We start from the raw sequence: 20265 nt of genomic DNA on the forward strand, positions 1-20265 counted from the left end.
ACCTATACGGCAGTCGTAGTTTCTTTTTCTGTTTTATCATTTACTTTCAAGGCAAGAATACCTGAGATAATCATGGAAACACCACCGATAAGCATGGCGTAAATAGGCTCATTATTGAAAAATGTAGACATCAGGAATCCAAGGATGGATGCCGCTACCAATTGAGGGATCACGATAAAGAAATTGAACACCCCCATGAAATAACCCATTTTAGCTGCCGGCAGCGAACCAGACAGGATCGCATAGGGAACGGCAAGAATACTGGCCCAGGCTATACCTACTCCGATCATCGGCAACCACTCCAGATTAAAACTGGTCGGATTATCGATAAAATAAATGGAGATGAGCCCGGCTCCTCCACACAACAAGGCTATAAAATGCGTCACCTTTCTGCTGGTCACCTTGGCGATCATCGGCAATAAAAAAGCAGCGATCGCTGCGATCAGGCTATAATTCGCGAACATTTCCCCAACCCGATTAGCTCCGATATTATAAGCTTCGGAGGTGGTATCTGTAGTATGGTAAATATGTTCGGTCACCGCTCCTGTGGTATAGATCCACATAGAGAACAGGGCAAACCAGGAAAAGAACTGGACAACGGCTAGTTGCTTCATCACCTTCGGCATAACCTGGAAGTCATTCATGATATTGATGAAGCCATTATCATACTTTCCTTTTTGTTGCATATAACCGGAAATGATCAGTGCAAGACCACCCACTCCGATGAGTCCGAGTGTCAACACATACAATTCCTTTTTGAGCGCGAAGAAATAGATCCCGTACGATAACACAATCCCGATGATCATCGCTATCCAACCGATCTTGCTGTGAACCTTCCCATTCCTCTGGAACCAGGAAGCCTCATGATCTTCCTGTTCATAGGCCTCGTCATGACTCTCATCAAAGGAGGCAAGCTCCTCCGGGGAATATTCCTTTGAGGTAAAAACGGTCCATAAAACAGTTAGCAGAAAAATAGCTCCCACGATATAGAAAGAATACTTCACAGCATCGGGAATCACCATTTCCGGAGCGGTATTGGAAACTCCGAAGTAGACCAGAATTGAGGGCAACTTCGACCCCAGATAACCTCCGAGTCCTATAAAGAAACTTTGCATGGCAAATCCCATGGTTCGTTGCCGATTCGGAAGGTTATCCCCCACAAAAGCACGAAAAGGTTCCATAGACACATTGATGGAAGCATCCATTATCCAGAGCATTCCAGCCGCAAACCAGAGGTACGGAGAATTCGGCATGACGAACAAAGCCATGGAAGCCAAAATGGCTCCTACCAGAAAATAAGGCCTTCTTCTCCCCAGACGGGTCCAGGTATTATCACTGAAATAACCGATTATAGGCTGAACGATGAGTCCGGTCAACGGAGCTGCAACCCAAAGAATGGGAATATCATCTATCGACGCACCTAATGTTTGAAAAATTCTACTGACATTGGCATTCTGAAGTGAGAATCCCATTTGTATCCCTAGAAAACCGAAACTCATGTTCCAGATTTCCCAGAAACCTAATGTACGCTTTTTCATTATCGTAACATGTTTTTAAAAATTACGATAAGCGCTATGACTTATCAAAACTTATTTAAGGTGAGAAGTAAATGTATAAGTTTTGAGAGGCAAATATATTAATTTTTAATCAGATGCAATTATTTGGTTAAAGATTTTGTGCTTTCCCTTAAATTCAGTGAAGTCTTGATAACTTCCGTCGTAAAATGATCATCTGGTTCTTGTTCTTCAAGCTTAGCGATCAACTTCATCGCAGCATGCTGCCCGATGTCATAACCATGCTGAACCACTGTGGTTAGTGGCGGATTGGCATACTTGGAAATATTCCCATCTGTAAAGCCGATAAAGGAAATATCATCGGGAATTCGGAATTGTTTTCGTTGTGCTTCCCTCATGGCGATCACTGCGAAAATTTCATTAACGGCAAAAATACCGTCAACCACCCTGTATTTTAGCATTTTACGAACTCCTTCCTCACATTCTTCATCCGAATTCGCTTTTACTACAAGGTTTTCGTTAAACTCGATTCCGGCATCCTGAAGGGCATTCATATACCCAAGTGTACGCAGTTTACCGACGCTTACATGATCAGGGGTAGATAGCAGCGCAATTCGACTGCAACCCGTTGATATCAGGTATCTTACTGCATTATATGCTGCTTGTGCATCGTCTACAACTACTTTATCACAATAGATCTCTTCCGAAACGCGATCAAACATGACCAGCGGCATACCCTGGTTGATCACCTCCCGAAGGTGATGAAAGTCACGTTTCAATTGAGTTTCCTTGGAAATGGCGATGATAAACCCATCGATACTGCCATTAGCGAGCATTTCCATATTGATAACTTCTTTTTGAAAAGACTCATTGGATACACAGATAATAACATTATAGGCATTTGCATTTGCTATATTCTCGATACCGCTGATCACCTGGGTAAAGAACATATGCGACAATTCGGGTACGATCACACCAATATTCTTGGATCTGCGGTTCTTAAGGCTAATAGCGATGTTATTCGGTCGATAATTATAAAGTTTAGCGAAGGCCTGGACCTTATCTATGGTATCCTGACTAATTTCTTTACTGTTACGAAGTGCCTTAGAGACCGTAGAAACGGATACATCCAGTTCTCGAGCAATCTCTTTTAATGTTACTTTTCTTTTCATCGATGAAATTCTATATGCCATGCTAAAATTACTCGGAACCTGTTAAACCTCGCCAGTAAGTTAGCTTAAAGATTCGTTATCAGACTCTAATATTGTATTATTAATAAAAAAGTCGCTTCTAAAATGTTGAAACACCAATTAAATACCGCGATTTTTATCATCCTGATCAAAAATAGTTATTAACACGAAAACGGTTTCGTAACTCAAATATGACAATTCTCACCTTTTTGACCTCGATGTTTACATAATTTTAACGTCCGAGAAGTATTTGTATAATATTAACAAGTATAACACTATTTAAACTATTCTAAAATTATATGAGAACATTACACAGATATGCCTTACTGTTAATGCTCATGATTCCGATTGGGATCTTTGCGCAACAAACAGTCACAGGTATTGTTACTGAAGCGGAAACGGGTTATCCGATGCCGGGTGTAAATGTTGTGATCAAGGGCACAACAACCGGAACCGCGACAGATTTTGATGGTAACTTTAGCATAGAAGCGAATACAGGAGACATTCTTGTGTTCACTTATATCGGTTTTGTCGAGCAGGAGATCACTGTTTCCGGCTCTACCGTAAATGTTGCCATGCAGGAAGATGCAGAACAATTGGATGAGGTAGTAGTGATCGGTTATGGTACCGTTTCCAAAAAAGATGCTACCGGAGCCGTGAACACGGTGAGTGCAGAAGATTTCCAGAAAGGACCTATCGTTTCTGCTCAGCAATTGATCCAGGGTAAAGTAGCGGGTGTTTCCGTAGTGAGTGGAAGTGGTGCTCCGGGTGAGGGCCAAACCGTTCGAATCCGTGGAAACAGCTCACTGACCTTAAATTCTGATCCGTTATACGTTATCGATGGAATTCCATTGGATAATGGAGGTGTCGGCGGTAGCCGTAACCCATTGAACACGATCAACCCGAACGATATCGAATCGATGACCGTATTAAAGGATGCTTCTGCAACCTCTATCTACGGAGCACGTGCCGCAAACGGTGTAGTTATGATTACCACGAAAAAAGGTAAGGTGGGAGATCTTAAATTCAACTACCGGGTAAACACTTCCGTTTACGAACCTACGAATTACATCGATGTACTATCTGCCGGTGAATTCAGAGCGTTGACCATGTCAACGGGCAATCAGAACTACATCAATCGGTTAGGAAATGCTTCTACCGACTGGCAGGATCTGATCTATACCACGGCGTACGGATCGGATCATAGTTTAAGTGCCACTGGAGGAATCAAGGGCATTCCATTCCGTGCATCTTTAGGATATACAGATCAGGGTGGTATTTTAAAAGATGATTCTTTTGAACGTATCACCGGAAATTTAAACCTGACTCCACGTCTGTTGGATGACGCTTTGAAATTAGAGATCAACGCACGTTTCTCTAATACCAAGAATAATTTTGCCAACAGAGATGCGATCGGCGCTGCCGTATCAATGGATCCAACCCATGGTGTATATGATGCTGATTCACCTTTCTATGCCTATACCGGTCAGGATGGTGTTGATTACGGATACTTTTCATGGCTGACCAATGATGGTCTTCAAAACAGCAATGCGACTACAAACCCTATCGCATTATTAAACCTTAAACAAGACCAGGCGACCATCAATCGTTTTATCGGTAACATCAAGGCAGATTACAAGGTTCCTTTCCTCGAAGGGTTAACCGCAACGATCAATGCCGGATATGACGTTTCCGACAGTGAAGGTAAAACGATCACCGCCTCCAATATGCCAACTGCATTGGATGGATATGACGGAGCTCGTACAGACTACACTCAGAATACAAAAAACTACCTTTTAGATGCTTATCTTAATTATAAAAAGAGTTTTAATGAAGAAAAGCATACGATAGATGCTACCGTGGGTTATTCTTATCAGCGTTTCGAATATGACAACTGGTCCAGAAACGTAACCCGTATTTTGAATAACGATGGTAGTTTAAATGATGACCCTGCCTATAATCAGGAATTCATCGATAAATCCAGAAATGTATTGCTTTCCTATTTCGGTAGGGTAAATTATGATTACAATAATAAATATCTGGTTACTGCTACTTTAAGAGCAGATGCTTCCTCTAAACTGAACCCGGATGACCGTTGGGGATTCTTCCCTTCCGTGGCACTTGCCTGGAATGTACACAACGAGAATTTCCTTAAAGATGGTTTCTTTGAGCAATTAAAGCTCAGATTCGGATACGGAGAGGTTGGTAATGTCAGCGGACTTGGAGACTATCGATTCCTAACCCAGTATATCGCCAGTACTTCCACTGCAAGATATCAGTTCGGTGATTCTTTTTATCAAACCTATCGCCCACAGCCGATCAATGAAGATCTGAGATGGGAGGTGGGTAATACTATCAATGCCGGTCTTGATTATACCATTTTCGATGGTAAGGTCTATGGTGCATTCAATGCTTACATCAAAACGACCAAAGATCTGATCGCAACCACACTTGTCGATCCGTTTACCAACTTCAGTAACCGTATTGATGCGAACATTGGAGATATGGAAAATAAAGGTATTGAAATCGAAGTCGGGTACAAACCGGTAGATACCGATGACCTGACCATCAATATCAATTACAACGTCTCCTTCAATGAAAATAAGATTACACGTCTTCCGGATACTCAACCGGTAGGGGGAATTTCAGGAGGAACCGGGAATACCATACAGCAACACGAAGTAGGAGTTGCTCCTTACAGCTTCCTGGTTTATAAGCAGATCTATGATGACGCAGGCAACCCTATTGAGGGAGCTGTCGCAGATCTGAACGGTGATGGAATCATCAATTCAGATGACCGTTATTATTACAAAGATCCTTATGCAGATATCATCATGGGGCTAAATCTGAACATGCGTTATAAGCGTTTCGATTTTACTGCAACCAGCAGAGCGAACTTTGGAAATTACGCATATAACAACACCAAAAGTAATTCATCGGTTCTGGGGCTGTATCAAAATGAAGTATTGTACAATACACATTCCAATATCCTGAGCACCGATTTCCAAAACATTTCCGACAGAACACTTTTAAGTGATTATTATGTAGAGAACGCTTCCTTCTTCAGAATGGATAACATAACCTTAGGTTATACCCTTCCTGAAGCCATCAAGGACAATCCATTACGCGTTTATGTATCTGCTAATAACTTATTCGTGATCACGAACTATAGCGGAATTGACCCGGAGATCACCGGAGGTATCGACAACAATTTCTATCCGAGACCGAAAGTTTTTGTACTTGGATTAGATATTAATTTTTAAACTGGAATAGACTATGAAATATATATCTAAAATCTTATTGGGAGTTAGTTTTCTCGGGATTGTTGCCTGTCACAGTGATCTGGACCAATCACCGATCGATCCTGATTCACTCACAGAAGAAGATGTGTACGCTTCAACAGAGGAAGCAAAGAGTGCGCTGGCAAAAGTTTATGCCGGACTCTCATTAACAGGTCAGCAGGGCCCTAGTGGTCAGGCGGATATCTCAGATATCGATGAAGGAACCTCACAATTCACGAGGATGCTCTTCAGCCTTAATGAACTTACCACCGATCATGCTGTTGTAGGATGGGGTGACCCTGGTCTGCCAAACCTGCACAACCTCAATTGGGGAGCCGGAAATGACTTTACGCAGGCGATGTACTACCGGTTAGCACAGGTGGTTACTTTTAGTAACTCATTCATCGCACAGGCATCTTCACTCGCCGACGATGCAGAGGTACAAGCCTATATCGCTGAAGCGCGTTTTCTTCGCGCCTATGCCTACTATAATCTGATCGACCTGTATGCGAATGTACCGCTCGTTACAGAGATAACCACAGTTCTGCCTGAACAAAGTGACAGGGCTACGATCTTCGCTTTTATCGAAAGTGAACTGCTGGAGATCCAGGATCAACTATATCCTGCAAGATCGAATGAATACGGACGTGTTGATGAAGCAGCGGCCTGGGCCCTACTTTCAAGATTGTATCTGAATGCAGAGGTATATACAGGAACGAATCGTTATGCGGATTGTATGACGTATTCAGAAAAGGTGGTCAATAGCGGATATACACTGAACACCAATGATGCGAATGGAAATGGAAGTGCCTATGACGAACTATTCCTTGCAGACAATGACACGAATGGAGCTCAGAATGAATTTATTTTCGCTTTGAATTTTGACGGACAGAGTTCACAAACTTATGGTGGTTCAACCTATCTTATTAAAGCAGCCATCGGAGGTGATATGACACCATCACAATGGGGCGTAAATGGCGGATGGGCTGGAAACAGATCTACCAAATCTCTGGTTCAGAAATTCGATCAATCGATCAACGGAACCGATGAGGACGGGTATCCGATATCCTGGGGTGATGCGAGAGCAAAGTTCTATACTGACGGGCAAACTTATGAGATCGAAACCGTTGCGAATACCTTTGGTGAAGGCTACGCACTGACCAAATTCAGCAACGTTAAAAGTGACGGATCCGGAGGAAATGACACTACCGGTGAATTTACAGACACAGACATTCCATTGATCAGAACGGCTGAGATCTATCTGAATTATGCAGAAGCCGCAGTACGTTCCGGAGGAAACATGGCTACTGCGCTTGATCTCATCAATCAGATCCGTTTAAGAGCCAATGCTGCTCCTGTATCTCAATCGGTGCTGACACCACAATTTGTGCTGGATGAGCGTTCCAGAGAGTTACATTGGGAAGGATTGAGAAGAACAGACCTCATTCGTTTCGGACAATTTACCTCAGCTAACTATTTGTGGCCATTCAAAGGAGGGGTTACCAACGGACGCGGAGTGGAATCTTTCAGAACCATTTTCCCAATTCCGGAAAACGTATTGAACATCAACAAGAATCTAACACAAAATCCAGGTTACTAAAATTAACTATTGACAACAATGAATACGACGATTAAAAACTTAAAGATATGGGCTCTGGCAATCGTTGTCGGAGCCGGATTCACATCCTGCGACAATGAAGATTATCTGGAAATCACGGCTCAGGAGCCTACCGATCAGGTAATGTTTACAAATTCGACCTCATCAGCTTATTTACTGTCTGCACAGACCGCCGATAACGTAGCTGAAAGATTTGTTTGGAATGAGCCATCTTTCGATGCACCAACTCCCGTAAATTATAAACTGGAAGGATCGATCACCGAAACCTTCGATGCTGTTTCTTATGATTCAGGAACGATTCAATTGAACAATCAGGCTGTTCTTGTAAGTGACCTTATGGACATGGCTGAAGAACTCGGACTCGACAATGATCCTGAGACTACAGATGAAGAAGGTAACCCGAACAATAGCGGAACCGTGTATTTCAGAGTAACTGCTTTTGTGGGTGAAGATGGAGCTACCAATGGAGTTAGTTCTGTATCAGAGACGGTTTCACTGAACATCACTCTTCTTGAAAGCGGAGAGGCAGAAGAAATATTGACAAACCTGTATCTCGTTGGAAATGCTACGGCAGCAGGTTGGAATCCTGACAACAACAATACCCCTTTGTTCAGAGATCCTGAAATGACCAGTGTTTACTATTTCACAGGATATTTTGCTTATCCCGGAGGAGACAATACCCAGTTTAAAATGGTGGAAGTACCTGGAATGTGGCAACCACAGTGGGGACTTACTGAGGACGGAACTGCTTTGGCAGTAAATGACGGTACTACTTCTGACCCTGCAGCATTTGAAGTTTCTGCTGACGGATATTATTCTCTTATGCTGAACCTTGAAGACAACACCTATACTTACGAAGCATATGACGCATCAGGAGCGGTGGATTATACTACTCCTGGTATTGGAATCATCGGTGATGCCACTGCCGGAGCATGGGATTCAGATACTGAAATGACACAATCTGTATTTGATCCACATATCTGGTATCTCAATGATCAGGAACTCGGAGATGGTGAAATGAAATTCAGAACTGTTGGTGACTGGGGAATGAACTGGGGTGGTTCAACCGCTCTTAGCGGTCTTGCCGTTAAAGATGGTGCGAACATTCCGATCACTGCAGGAATCTATAATATCTGGTTCAATGATATCGACGGAAGATATATCCTTATCCCGGCCGAATAAGAACCTGTAAAGAAGCTAGTTTGAATTAAGCCGGTCGGTATGGGAGATCTTCTCCTGACCGGACCGGCTTTTCTTTTGCATTACAACCAATACCAAAATGCATGCTTATGAAAAAATCATTACTCTTTCTCTATCTACTCATTTCTCCGTTAATTTTACTGGCGCAACAGCAAACAGCCACTCTGGAGGTCAGCCCGACCTTTTTCGGAGAGAATGAAGAAATAAAACTGACCTTCAGTGACATCAACCCATCTGAATGGGGAGTTACCGACCTCTACCTTTGGGGTTGGTCTTACGATCTTAACGGAGCGAACAGTCAGGACGCACCCGGAAACGGAATCTGGAATGACAGTGGCTCCGGGCAACAACTAACCGACAATAACGACGGCACTTACAGTTATTCACTGACCCCCTCTACATTCTTCAACCGGGAAAACATCGGAAGTATCGGTTTCCTGGTAAAAGCAAAGGACGGAACAGGTGATAAAAAAACTCAGGATTTTATTCTGGAAGTGGGCGGTTATACCATCAACCTGATAAATCCTTCACAGGAAGTAACTCTCACCGAGGCAGGAAGTATTATCAATATTGAAGCAGAAGTTGCAGCAGCCTCTGACTTTGAGTTACAGGCTAATGGTATAGTTATCGCATCTACTACTGGTAGTGCTACCTTCAGTTTTGGCTTTACAGCAAATACTACTACAAACTTTACCCTAACCGCAACCGACGGAGAATTTACTGCAACACATAGTTTCACGATTGCGGTAACTCCTACCGTCACACAGGAAGCGATGCCTGAGGGACTCCGAAACGGACTCAACAGTACAGGAGACGGACAGGCTGTATTCGTATTCCAGGCTCCCGGAAAATCATTTGCTCATATACTGGGTGATTTCAATAACTGGACGATAGATGACGCATACCTTATGAAGCAGGATCCTGCAAGTGGAAAGTTCTGGCTTGAAATAGACGGACTCAGCTCCATGACCGATCATACCTATCAATACCTGGTCGATTTTGACATCGCCGTGGCAGACCCCTTCTCCACGCTTATTCTGGATCCGTATAATGATGGCTATATCAACGAAGACACCTTTGAAAACATACCAGAGTACCCGACAGGAAAGACTACGGAAGCAGTGAGCTGGTTCAGGCTTGGCGACACGGAATTCAATTGGTCGGATGCAACGCTGAACTTCGAAAGACCCGAAAAAACGGACCTCGTCATCTACGAACTGTTAGTAAGAGATTTCGATGAAAAACACAGTTTCAACGCAATCGAGGAACGTCTGGATTATCTGGAGTCCCTCGGAGTTAATGCTATTGAATTAATGCCACTAAATGAATTTGACGGGAATGAAAGTTGGGGTTACAACCCGGCGTTCCATATGGCTCTAGATAAATATTACGGTTCCCCTGATAAATTCAAGTCTCTGGTAGACGAATGTCACAAGAGAGGTATGGCAGTGATTATCGATGTCGTATACAATCACGCCTCGGGACAAAACCCTTATGTGCGATTATGGAATTCTACCGGAGGAACAACCAGTGGCACACCCACTGAAGAGAATCCGTATTTTAATACCGAGGCTAAACATTCTTATAGCGTATTCAATGATTTCAACCACCAGTCCGAATACACTAAAGAATATGTGGATGAAACCCTGAGCTACTGGATCGAAACTTATAAAGTAGATGGATTCCGCTGGGATCTTACCAAAGGCTTCACACAAAATTGTACCGCTAACGATGAATCCTGTACCAATAGTTTACAACAAGACAGAATAGAGGTTTTGAAACACTATGCGGACACACAATGGGGCATCGATCCGGATTTCTATGTGATATTTGAACATTTAGGTACGATACAGGAAGAGAATCAATGGGCTGAATATCGGGCTGATGAAGGTAAAGGAATTATGTTATGGAATAAGTTGACAGCCCCTTACAATGAAGCAACAATGGGATACAATGAGTCAGGAGGCTCCGATTTTTCTTCGGTGTCCTGGATCAAAAAAGGTTTTAACAGACCTGCAGGCGTCTCTTTTATGGAAAGTCATGACGAGGAACGCCTTATGTTCAAGAATCTGGAATATGGAAACCTATCAGGCGATTATAGTGTAAAAGATCTGAACACCGCCTTACTAAGAATGCAAACAGCCGGAGCCTTCTTTTTTACCGTACCTGGACCAAAAATGATCTGGCAATTCGGCGAACTTGGGTATGATGTATCTATAGAATATAATGGCAGAACAGGCAATAAACCCATTCGTTGGGAATATTATGATGACCCGGACAGAAAGGCCCTCTATGACTCCTGGAGTGACCTTATCAAGCTCAGGAAAAGCGAACCCATCTTCAGAACTAACGACTTTACCATAAACACTGCTGCAACAAATGGATTGAAATCGATTCATCTGAATCTTTCAAGTGGAGAAGGTATTCAAAAAGTTACGATCATTGGAAACTTCGGAATGACTGCTCAAAGTATCGATCCGGAATTTCAGGAAACTGGTGTATGGTATGAACCCTTGAAAGAAAACCGAAAGTTCATCGTAACCGCAACTGACATGTCAGTTATGCTGGAACCGGGTGAATACAGAATCTTTACCGACGTACCTTCATCATTATTCCCAGACAGCAATCCACCTGACCAGGACAATGACGGAGTAACCGATGCGAACGACCTTTGTCCGGACACCCCATTGGGAGCCATAGTGAATACCGATGGATGCGAAATATACACATTACCACAAACGAATTACAAGATACTTGCAACCGGTTCAAGCTGCATTGGATCTGATGATGGCTATATTTCGGTAGCCATGGAAACCAACGCCGATTATAATATCTCATTAACCGGAGCTACAGGAACTTCAAATTTCAACATTTCAGGCACTGCATGGAGCATAGATGACCTTAGCCCGGACACCTATACGCTTTGCTTCACGGTTGAAGGGATCTCTGATTATGAAGAATGTTTTGAAATCGCAATAACTGAACCAGAATCCCTTGAGGTTCTGTCTAAAACGGACACCTCCGGAAAAACGGTAACGCTCGAACTAAGCGGTTCTGACCGATATTTCATCGAGGTGAACGGAATCACAGAAGAAACGACAGAGAATTCCTATCAGGTAACACTCAAAGCAGGTAGCAATCTGATCAATGTTCGCGGAGAAAAACTATGCCAGGGCTCCTATAGTGAAACTTTCTATAGTCTATCAGGTAATAAAGTCTTCCCTAATCCTGTAACGGACAGACTCAATATTGAGTTGATGGAACAGGATGGATTTAGTTATCAATTGATCTCCAGCGGAGGGAACGTGATACGATCAGGCAAGATCGATACGGGTGCTAATGACCTTAGACAACTGGACGTTTCCGAGCTGTCACCGGGGCTCTATATACTCATGGTCAAAGGCAATGAATTCCAACAATCTTTTAAAGTAGTTAAGCGATGAAGAAACTGAGATATTCTAAAACTGCAATGCTTCTGATGATCAATGCACTTTGGCTGATCGCCTGCGGAGGTGGCGATAATGGGACGGAAACCCCGGAACCCACCCCCACTCCGGGAATCGCAACGTTGGTTTTGCCGGCAAACAATGAGATCTGTTATGACGGTCAGATCGTCAGTGAAGCGTTAAGTGAGGTCATCTTTGAATGGGAAGCCTCTGAAAACACCGCTTCCTACCAGATTCTGATCAAAAATCTGAACACTCAAAAAGAAACAACGTATTCCGAATCGCAAACCAGCAGGGAGATCAGTCTGGAAAGAAGTACACCCTATTCCTGGAAAATCATATCACTTTCAGAGGATCAAAGTAAACAGACCACCAGTGCGACATGGAAATTCTATCTTTCGGGAACGGGAACCGAAAACTACGCTCCTTTTCCGGCCGACCTGATCAGTCCTAAAAGTGGACAAACCATTAATCCGGATGGTGGAAGTTATACTTTTGAATGGACTGTTTCCGATCCGGACAGTCAAATCCTTACGACAACATTATACCTGGATACAACTGACGGTAAATCAACTGCCATCGCTTCAGAACTGACCGAGGAGACCTATACTGTAGAGAATCTGGAGTCAAATACCCGCTACTTTTGGAGCATAGTTACCCGTGATCCTGAAGGCAATAGTTCGAGATCTGCGATCAGAGATTTCAGAACTGAATAATTTTCACTAAAATGTTGATAAAAAAACCGCTTTGTTGATTTCATTTCAAAGCGGTTTTTTTTCGTTAAATACCCCGGCTTCTTCCTATTTTTTTCTGCTGTTTATTCCTACGCAAATCTCGGTAAACCCCTGCCATTGCTTGTGTTTTTGAATTTTCCAAATATAAATGTACTTTTAACATTTATTCTACACATAATTATGATTATGCTATTTTTAGGCTTAATCAAATAATCATTTTTAATAATTATTCATTTTTTTTACTATATTCACATTGATTTAATATTCGTTAACATTTGTTTTAGAGACAGATTTTAAGAATATAGCTAACTATTTGAACTTAAAATTTTATTGTATGAAGAACTATTTACTTAAGGGCCTGGTCCTTTTGGGTGCATTTCTGTGCTACTCAATGACCCAGGCCCAATCTGTTAGCGGGGTCGTTTCCGATCCTAGCGGTCCGCTACCAGGTGCGAACGTTCTGGTAAAGGGGACAACCAACGGGACCCAAACTGATTTTGACGGTAATTATACATTGGAAAATGTAGATGCAAATGCTGTTCTGGTATTCAGTTATGTAGGTTTCGTAACTCAGGAGGTCCCTGTAAACGGAAGATCTGAGATCAGTATTACACTCCAGATCGATTCGCAATCACTTGAAGAGGTGGTGGTGATCGGTTATGGTACTCAGGCAGTTAAGGATGCAACCGGTGCAGTTGCAGTGGTTTCATCAGATGATTTCAACCAGGGTGTAATTTCTTCCCCGGAACAATTGATCCAGGGGAAAACAGCAGGGGTTCAGATCTCACAATCAAGTGGGGAACCGGGTGCAGGTATCAACATCAGGATCAGAGGTACTGCATCGGTTAGATCGAACAATAACCCATTATTCGTGGTTGATGGTATGCCACTTGCCGGTGACGATACACAAGGCGGGGGTTCTGACCTTGGGGTTGGAGCGACGAATACCAGAAACCCACTTAACTTCCTTAACCCAAATGACATTGAGAGTATGAGTATCCTGAAGGATGCATCTGCAACCGCTATCTATGGTTCCAGAGGTGCGAACGGGGTGGTTATCATTACTACAAAATCCGGTAGAGCCGGTGCTGGAGGGGTATGGAATTTTGATAGTAGTATCGCACATTCCACGCCATCCAAAACATTTGACCTTTTGAATCGCGAGCAGTATTTGCAGGCGATCGCTCAATATGGGAACAACCCATCTGATCGTGATTTCGGATATGATACCGATTGGCAGAATGTGGTTTTAAGAAATACACTTTCTCCTATTTCTAACCTCTCGTACTCCAACAATTACGGAAACGGATATGTAAGAGCTTCTCTGGGTTACCAGAAACAGTTCGGTATCATCCAGAACTCTTCACAGGAACGCCTTACCGGTCGTTTAAATGCCTCACACCGATTCTTCGACGAGCGCTTAAAACTAAACCTGAACGCTACCCTGTCAAGAGTAAATGATGAGGCACCACTGGTTACAAATACCGCAGGATCACAAGGAGACTTATTGGGGTCGGCCTATTTCGCCAACCCTACCTATCCAAATAATCCTTCTTTCGATCCGGGGGGTGGAGAACTCAACCCTGCGAATCTGATGCAAACCTATGAAGATGTCAGCCGCACCAACAGAACACTACTCAACTTTTCTGCGGAATATGAAATCGTAAAAGGCCTTTCAGCGAAGATCAATCTCGGATATGACAACTCTGAGTCGAAAAGAAACCAGTTACTGGATCCAAAAGTGATCGGACTTAACAACGGTACCGTTGGAAATGGTAGAGGAGCATACAGAAGACTGGATGCCACTACCAAACTGATGGATATCACCGTTAACTATAAGAAAGAATTTTCCAATTCGACCTTCGAAGCACTTCTCGGATATTCGTATCAGGAATTCCATCGTAAGGGGATCGATGTTTTAGGATGGGGTTATTCCACTTCCGATCATGGCCAGATGATGGACGACCTTAAGAATTCAGCAAATATTCTTGAAAGCGCGATCGACGGTAGTTATCAGCAATATGTGCTTGATGCTGGCGGACTTGAGATCAACCGTCTTTTCCCGGACATTGTAACAGAATCAATGGCCGTACCACGTGGTATAAGCGTAACTACGGTTGGCGGTGACAAATATGACTATACCGATGAATTACAATCTTATTTCGGTCGTTTGAACTATACCATAGCCGACAAATATTTATTTACCGCAACATTAAGGGTTGACGGATCTTCAAGATTTGGGCCGGATAACCAGTATGGTTGGTTCCCTTCCGGAGCTTTTGCATGGAAGATCAACGAAGAAGATTTTATCGGAGATAACGTTTCCACCCTTAAATTAAGATTGGGTTATGGTATTACCGGTAACCAGGACGGACTAGGGTATGGTAACTTTACCAGAAGACAGCGCTACGCCGGTATCGCAATCGGTAACGATGGATTGATTGCCACTCCGGGACTTGAAACTGTATCTCTGGCACAACCCGATCTAAAATGGGAAGAAACCAGTCAGGCCAACATCGGATTCGATTTCGGATTCAATCAGGACCGCTTGAACGGTAGTATCGATGTTTACTATAAAAAGACCAAAGATCTTCTTTTGAAAAGCGAGGTGGCGCAACCGTCTCCACAGCCTTTCAGCTTCCAGAACGTTGATGGAAAAGTGATCAATAAAGGTATTGAATTCGCTATCAACTATGACATCATCCAGCAGGAAGATATTTTCTGGAACATTGGATTCAACATCGCCTATAACGACAATATGGTAAAAGACCTGACCGGTCAGATTCAAACCGGGGATATCAATGGTAACGGTCTAACCGGAGCATATGCTCAGTTACTCGCTACAGATCAACCCCTGTTCTCCTTCTATCTTCGTGAATTCGGAGGGTTTGATGAAAATGGGATATCGATATATCCAAACGGGGATATCCAGCAATTCGTAGGTGCTTCTGCCTTACCGGATATCACTTCAGGACTATCAACCAGTTTCGGATATAAAAACTGGACATTGAACGCATTTTTTGCAGGACAGTTCGGTCAATATGTATATAACAATACCGCCAATGCCTTCTTTACCGCCGGTATCATCAATGGAGGTAAGAACGTGACCACCGATGTATTAACCAACGGTGAATCACCAGCGAATGCACCTGATGTTTCCACGAGATTCTTAGAGAAAGCTGATTTTGTCAGGTTGCAAAATGCAAGTATCACCTATGATGTACCGCTTAGCGGTGAAGGTACCTTTAAAAATCTGCGTCTATCCCTGATCGGACAAAACCTGTTCGTAATCACGGATTACAGCGGACTCGACCCTGAGGTTAACGTACCAGTGCCTCTTAATGATATTCCGTCTTTGGGAGTTGATTACTCAAGTTTCCCAAGACCACGAACTATTTCATTCGGATTAAATGCAACATTCTAAAAAACAGAAAAACATGAAAACAAATAAAATAAATATCGCATTATTCTGCTTTTCATTTTTGGGAGTTGTAAGCTGTACAGATCTTGAAATTGAACAAACAGATTCACGATTTACGAATCTCACGGGTGAATTTACGGGTGTAGACCCAGCTCAAACGCTCACCAACCTCTATAACAGTGTACGAAGCCAGGTTGAAAACCAGGAAAACATCTACGCACTGAACGAAGTGGCCACAGATGAATTCGTGGTTCCAACCAGAGGAACTGACTGGGGGGATAACGGGGTTTGGAGAACTTTACATTCCCATACCTGGGATGCCAATCACCAACGGGTAAAGAACACCTGGAATGACCAGAATCAGAACGTCTATAATGCGACTACCATTATCGACTCACGAAGTAACGGATCTCCCGCAGAGGTTGCGGAAGCTAAATTCTTAAGAGCTTACAGTATGTTCTGGCTGATCGATCTTTACGGACAGGTTCCCTTCCGAAATATCGATGATGCTCCAGACGTATTACCGATGGTAATGTCTCGTGCCGACGCTTTCGACTTTGCCGTTAAGGATCTCGAGGAAGCTATTCCGAATTTGGAAGACAAAGGACCTAATGGCGGTCTTGATCGTGCCGGTAAAGCGGCTGCAAGATTATTACTGGCTAAATACTATTTGAACAAACATATCTTTACAGGTTCAGGCTCTCCTGCCGCCGAAGATATGACGAAAGTGGTGCAGCTGGTTGACGACATTCAGGATCAGGGTTATGCACTTCATGATGGATACTTCGACATCTTTACCAGTGCCGCAGACAATGAAACGATCTTCTTTACAACAGGAAGTGTTGGAAACCGTATGTGGAATGGACTTCACTACAATCAGAACTCACCGGATAATACCGGAGGCGGATGGAATGGATTTTCCACCATCGCAGAGTTTTACGATCTGTTTGAAGGAGATCCTAATACGAATGTTCCAGGTTCCGGACAGGAAGAAAGAAGAGGTTTCGTACCAACCGATGGATCCCATCTGGGGATCGGATATGGATTCCTGATCGGACAGCAATATGACGCTAACGGAAATAAAATGAAAGACAGACCGGGTAACGACCTTATCTTCACCAAAGAATTACCGGGACTCCTCGGTAATGATGAAAGAGACGGTATCCGTGTTATCAAATGGCATCCTGAAAACGGAGCTTTTGCCGGCCATGAGATCGTTATGCGCTATGCCGATGCGCACCTCATGAAAGTTGAGGCCATCTTTAACGGAGGATCTTCTTCTGAAGATGCGCTTACACTCATGAATGAACTAAGAACAATCAGAAAGGCTACACCACTCTCTTCTTTGTCTGCACAAGACATCATCGATGAAAGAGGAAGAGAACTCTATGGTGAATCCTGGAGAAGAAATGACCTGATTAGATTCGGACAGTTTATCAGTCCGTGGTCTTATAAGGAAGTAACAGGAGACGAGACAAAAAACCTCTTCCCAATCCCTGCTACAGCTATCATTTCCAATCCGAATCTGATACAGAACCCCGGGTATTAATCCGGTTCTCAATTAATAGTGGTTAATTAATAAAAAGCCGCCCGGGAGACTGGGCGGCTTTTTTATTTTAAATATATTCTGAACAAAACCGATAAGTGATACAAAAATAACGCTGTCACCAATCGTGACACTAGCGCTCGACCCTCAAAATAAATCCCTGATTATGGATATTATCAATACTGATAGTTTTATCTTTCTCAAGGTATTTTCTAAGCCTGGAAATAAATACATTTAAGCTTTTCCGGTTAAAATAATCATTCTTCCCCCACAGGGCATTCAGAATGGTCTTATGGGTGCAAACCGTTCCTATATGGGTAACCAACAGGTTCAACAACTCATTTTCCCGGGAAGTAAGTTGTTGCCGATGATCACCATATTTAAGTTCAAGATTCTTATAATCATACTCATAATCCCCTATCTTATGAACCACTACTTTTTCAGGCTCTTTTTCTCTGGGGTGCAGGTTTTTCAACAAGGTCTGAATACGTACCACTAATTCCTCCTCATCGATTGGTTTTTTAAGGTAATCCACCGCTCCCAATGCAAACCCTTTAAGTACATCGATTTTCAATGACCGGGCTGTGAGAAATAAAAATGGTAGTTCAGGTCTGAGTTCTTTCAAATGACCTGCCAGAGTAAATCCATCCATCTCAGGCATCATCAGGTCCAGCACCGCGAGATCGAAATACTGATGTCCTAACGTTTCAAGAGCCTCCTTACCGTTCTTATTCCAGACCACATCAAAATCCTTCATTCCGAGATACTCACTTAGGAGATACCCCAATGACTGATCATCTTCAACCAGTAATATCTTTTTATTGCTTTCCATAATATAACGGTATTCTTACTGTAAAACTACTTCCCTCTCCCGGGGTACTTACCAGGCTAACATTTCCTTTATTTAATTGCACCACTTCTTTCACATAACTCAGCCCAATACCAAATCCTTTAACTTCATGTCGGTCGCCTTCAGAGATCCTGTAGTATTTTTCAAAAATCTTTTGTTGTTCCTCCGGAGCGATTCCGATTCCGTTATCACTGACCTCCACGACCAGCATCTTCTTTTCTGAATGTACTTCTAAAACTACTTTAGCATTGCCATTACTATACTTAACCGCATTATCCAACAGGGTATTGATCGCATTTTCCAACAGATCCGGTTCGCAATTCAACATACAAGACTCCACATCATTCTTATAATGAAATCTAAAATGCTGAATTTGTGAAAGTTCCTGATAGTTATTCGCCAACCTATCCAGATTAGGCCTGAAATCTATCTTTTTTCGACGGAACAAGGCCTTGCCTTTTTCCAAGGTAGCCAGCTCCAGTACTTTATCGATTTGCAATTTCAACCGATCTACCTGAGTACGTATAATACCGATCACCTCCTTATTCTTTTCTTCTCCTTTTTCTTCGAGGATTCGGGTTGCCACGCCAATAGAAAAGACGGGGGTTTTTAGCTCATGGGTTAAATTATTGATGAATTCATTAGTGGTCGTGATCACATTTCTTTGCCAGTACAACGATCGGAGTACCCAGACCACTACAAAAATTATAGCAACCAAAAAGATCAGACTGGGTATGGTCAGTCCGTTCAACTGAAAAAGGAAGTATTGGTTAAGATCTTTGAATTGCAGTTCCAGTATTACATCTTTACCCACGCGATCTTCAAGATATCCTGTAAGTTCAAAAGGATATTTCAACAAAACATCATCTTCTTCAAAACTGAATGGAGCTCTGAGATACGTAATCGTATCTCTCCCTTTCAAAACATAGGAATATTCCGTATTTATGCCATTTACAGTAAGCTTCTCATTGAGGAAATCATTCAAAAAAAACCGTGAGGCATCCTGAACACTATCGATGCTAAGATTAAAAAACTGCTTTTCTTTGGTTATTGCGGTACCTACCAGAAAACTCAAGTCGTTTCTGTCAGCCAGGCCTTCCCGAATATCAGCGATCGCCAATGCGATCTTTTGATTGAACTGTACTTTGGCAAGATTTAATCCCACCCTGAGATACTGATACTGAATAAAGGCTAGTCCGATCACCGAGATGATGAACACTATGATATACCAACGTTTTACTGACATTATCCGCTAATTTCCATAAAATTGTGAATCACCTCTTTTATTTTATCTTTTATTAATCGTATTTACTTTTCATTAACCTTTTTGAACTCTTATTAACCTTAAACAAAGGCTAAAGGGCATAATTTAGCAATAGTTCAAATAACAGTTCAAATTTTCATACAATTTAATTTTACAATTATAAAAAAGCTAACCGAATCAGTTAGCTTTTTTATATCCGAC

General features: G+C 42.6%; 11 protein-coding genes. 7 read left to right on the forward strand and 4 right to left on the reverse strand.

The genetic code is table 11. The features are described from left to right. Nucleotides 1–2 precede the first annotated feature (2 nt). A complete protein-coding gene (locus DMZ48_RS11420; RefSeq protein WP_143955274.1) occupies nucleotides 3–1538 on the reverse strand; it encodes an MFS transporter in 1536 nt (511 codons plus the stop codon). A 119-nt stretch (nucleotides 1539–1657) separates the two neighbouring features. Continuing rightward, a complete protein-coding gene (locus tag DMZ48_RS11425) occupies nucleotides 1658–2686 on the reverse strand; it encodes a LacI family DNA-binding transcriptional regulator (RefSeq protein WP_143955275.1) in 1029 nt (342 codons plus the stop codon). 317 nt (nucleotides 2687–3003) lie between these two features. Between DMZ48_RS11425 and DMZ48_RS11430 the strand changes: the two genes are divergently transcribed. The 7 genes from DMZ48_RS11430 to DMZ48_RS11460 all read left to right on the forward strand — a co-directional run bounded on the left by DMZ48_RS11430 (nucleotide 3004) and on the right by DMZ48_RS11460 (nucleotide 17953). Then, complete coding sequence (locus DMZ48_RS11430; RefSeq protein WP_143955276.1) at nucleotides 3004–5967, forward strand: SusC/RagA family TonB-linked outer membrane protein; 2964 nt, start codon at nucleotides 3004–3006, stop codon at nucleotides 5965–5967. A 13-nt stretch (nucleotides 5968–5980) separates the two neighbouring features. Continuing rightward, complete coding sequence (locus DMZ48_RS11435) at nucleotides 5981–7585, forward strand: RagB/SusD family nutrient uptake outer membrane protein (RefSeq protein ID WP_143955277.1); 1605 nt, start codon at nucleotides 5981–5983, stop codon at nucleotides 7583–7585. Nucleotides 7586–7603: 18 nt separating this feature from the next. Continuing rightward, nucleotides 7604–8785: a SusE domain-containing protein gene (locus tag DMZ48_RS11440; protein ID WP_143955278.1), complete on the forward strand. Its 1182-nt coding sequence runs from the start codon at nucleotides 7604–7606 to the stop codon at nucleotides 8783–8785. Nucleotides 8786–8892: 107 nt separating this feature from the next. Continuing rightward, nucleotides 8893–12246, forward strand: coding sequence for an alpha-amylase family glycosyl hydrolase (locus DMZ48_RS11445; protein WP_143955279.1), 3354 nt, complete (start codon nucleotides 8893–8895; stop codon nucleotides 12244–12246). Next, nucleotides 12243–12965 carry a hypothetical protein gene (locus DMZ48_RS11450; protein WP_143955280.1) on the forward strand — a complete coding sequence of 241 codons (723 nt, stop codon included), beginning with the start codon at nucleotides 12243–12245 and terminating at the stop codon, nucleotides 12963–12965. Before DMZ48_RS11445 ends, DMZ48_RS11450 begins: the two co-directional genes overlap by 4 nt. A 352-nt stretch (nucleotides 12966–13317) precedes the next feature. Next, complete coding sequence (locus DMZ48_RS11455) at nucleotides 13318–16407, forward strand: SusC/RagA family TonB-linked outer membrane protein (RefSeq protein WP_143955281.1); 3090 nt, start codon at nucleotides 13318–13320, stop codon at nucleotides 16405–16407. A gap of 13 nt (nucleotides 16408–16420) precedes the next feature. Next, a complete protein-coding gene (locus tag DMZ48_RS11460; RefSeq protein WP_242009185.1) occupies nucleotides 16421–17953 on the forward strand; it encodes a RagB/SusD family nutrient uptake outer membrane protein in 1533 nt (510 codons plus the stop codon). A gap of 130 nt (nucleotides 17954–18083) precedes the next feature. On the opposite strand, the gene DMZ48_RS11465 is transcribed toward DMZ48_RS11460, so the two are convergent. Both DMZ48_RS11465 and DMZ48_RS11470 read right to left on the reverse strand, forming a co-directional pair. Next, nucleotides 18084–18782: a response regulator transcription factor gene (locus tag DMZ48_RS11465; protein WP_143955283.1), complete on the reverse strand. Its 699-nt coding sequence runs from the start codon at nucleotides 18780–18782 to the stop codon at nucleotides 18084–18086. Further along, on the reverse strand, nucleotides 18769–20046 hold the full coding sequence (locus DMZ48_RS11470; protein ID WP_143955284.1) for a sensor histidine kinase: 1278 nt from the start codon (nucleotides 20044–20046) through the stop codon (nucleotides 18769–18771). The genes DMZ48_RS11465 and DMZ48_RS11470 overlap by 14 nt, the downstream gene beginning before the upstream one ends. Nucleotides 20047–20265 lie beyond the last annotated feature (219 nt).

This window comes from Robertkochia solimangrovi (assembly GCF_007279655.1).
Classification (GTDB): domain Bacteria; phylum Bacteroidota; class Bacteroidia; order Flavobacteriales; family Flavobacteriaceae; genus Robertkochia; species Robertkochia solimangrovi.

What these genes read in the sequence shown, in the direction of transcription:
- DMZ48_RS11450 (WP_143955280.1), top strand. Translation starts at nt 12,243, where the DNA reads ATGAAGAAACTGAGATATTCTAAAACTGCAATGCTTCTGATGATCAAT.
- DMZ48_RS11430 (WP_143955276.1), top strand. Translation starts at nt 3,004, where the DNA reads ATGAGAACATTACACAGATATGCCTTACTGTTAATGCTCATGATTCCG.
- DMZ48_RS11465 (WP_143955283.1), bottom strand. Translation starts at nt 18,782, where the DNA reads ATGGAAAGCAATAAAAAGATATTACTGGTTGAAGATGATCAGTCATTG.
- DMZ48_RS11470 (WP_143955284.1), bottom strand. Translation starts at nt 20,046, where the DNA reads ATGTCAGTAAAACGTTGGTATATCATAGTGTTCATCATCTCGGTGATC.
- DMZ48_RS11425 (WP_143955275.1), bottom strand. Translation starts at nt 2,686, where the DNA reads ATGAAAAGAAAAGTAACATTAAAAGAGATTGCTCGAGAACTGGATGTA.
- DMZ48_RS11460 (WP_242009185.1), top strand. Translation starts at nt 16,421, where the DNA reads ATGAAAACAAATAAAATAAATATCGCATTATTCTGCTTTTCATTTTTG.
- DMZ48_RS11440 (WP_143955278.1), top strand. Translation starts at nt 7,604, where the DNA reads ATGAATACGACGATTAAAAACTTAAAGATATGGGCTCTGGCAATCGTT.
- DMZ48_RS11445 (WP_143955279.1), top strand. Translation starts at nt 8,893, where the DNA reads ATGAAAAAATCATTACTCTTTCTCTATCTACTCATTTCTCCGTTAATT.
- DMZ48_RS11435 (WP_143955277.1), top strand. Translation starts at nt 5,981, where the DNA reads ATGAAATATATATCTAAAATCTTATTGGGAGTTAGTTTTCTCGGGATT.
- DMZ48_RS11455 (WP_143955281.1), top strand. Translation starts at nt 13,318, where the DNA reads ATGAAGAACTATTTACTTAAGGGCCTGGTCCTTTTGGGTGCATTTCTG.
- DMZ48_RS11420 (WP_143955274.1), bottom strand. Translation starts at nt 1,538, where the DNA reads ATGAAAAAGCGTACATTAGGTTTCTGGGAAATCTGGAACATGAGTTTC.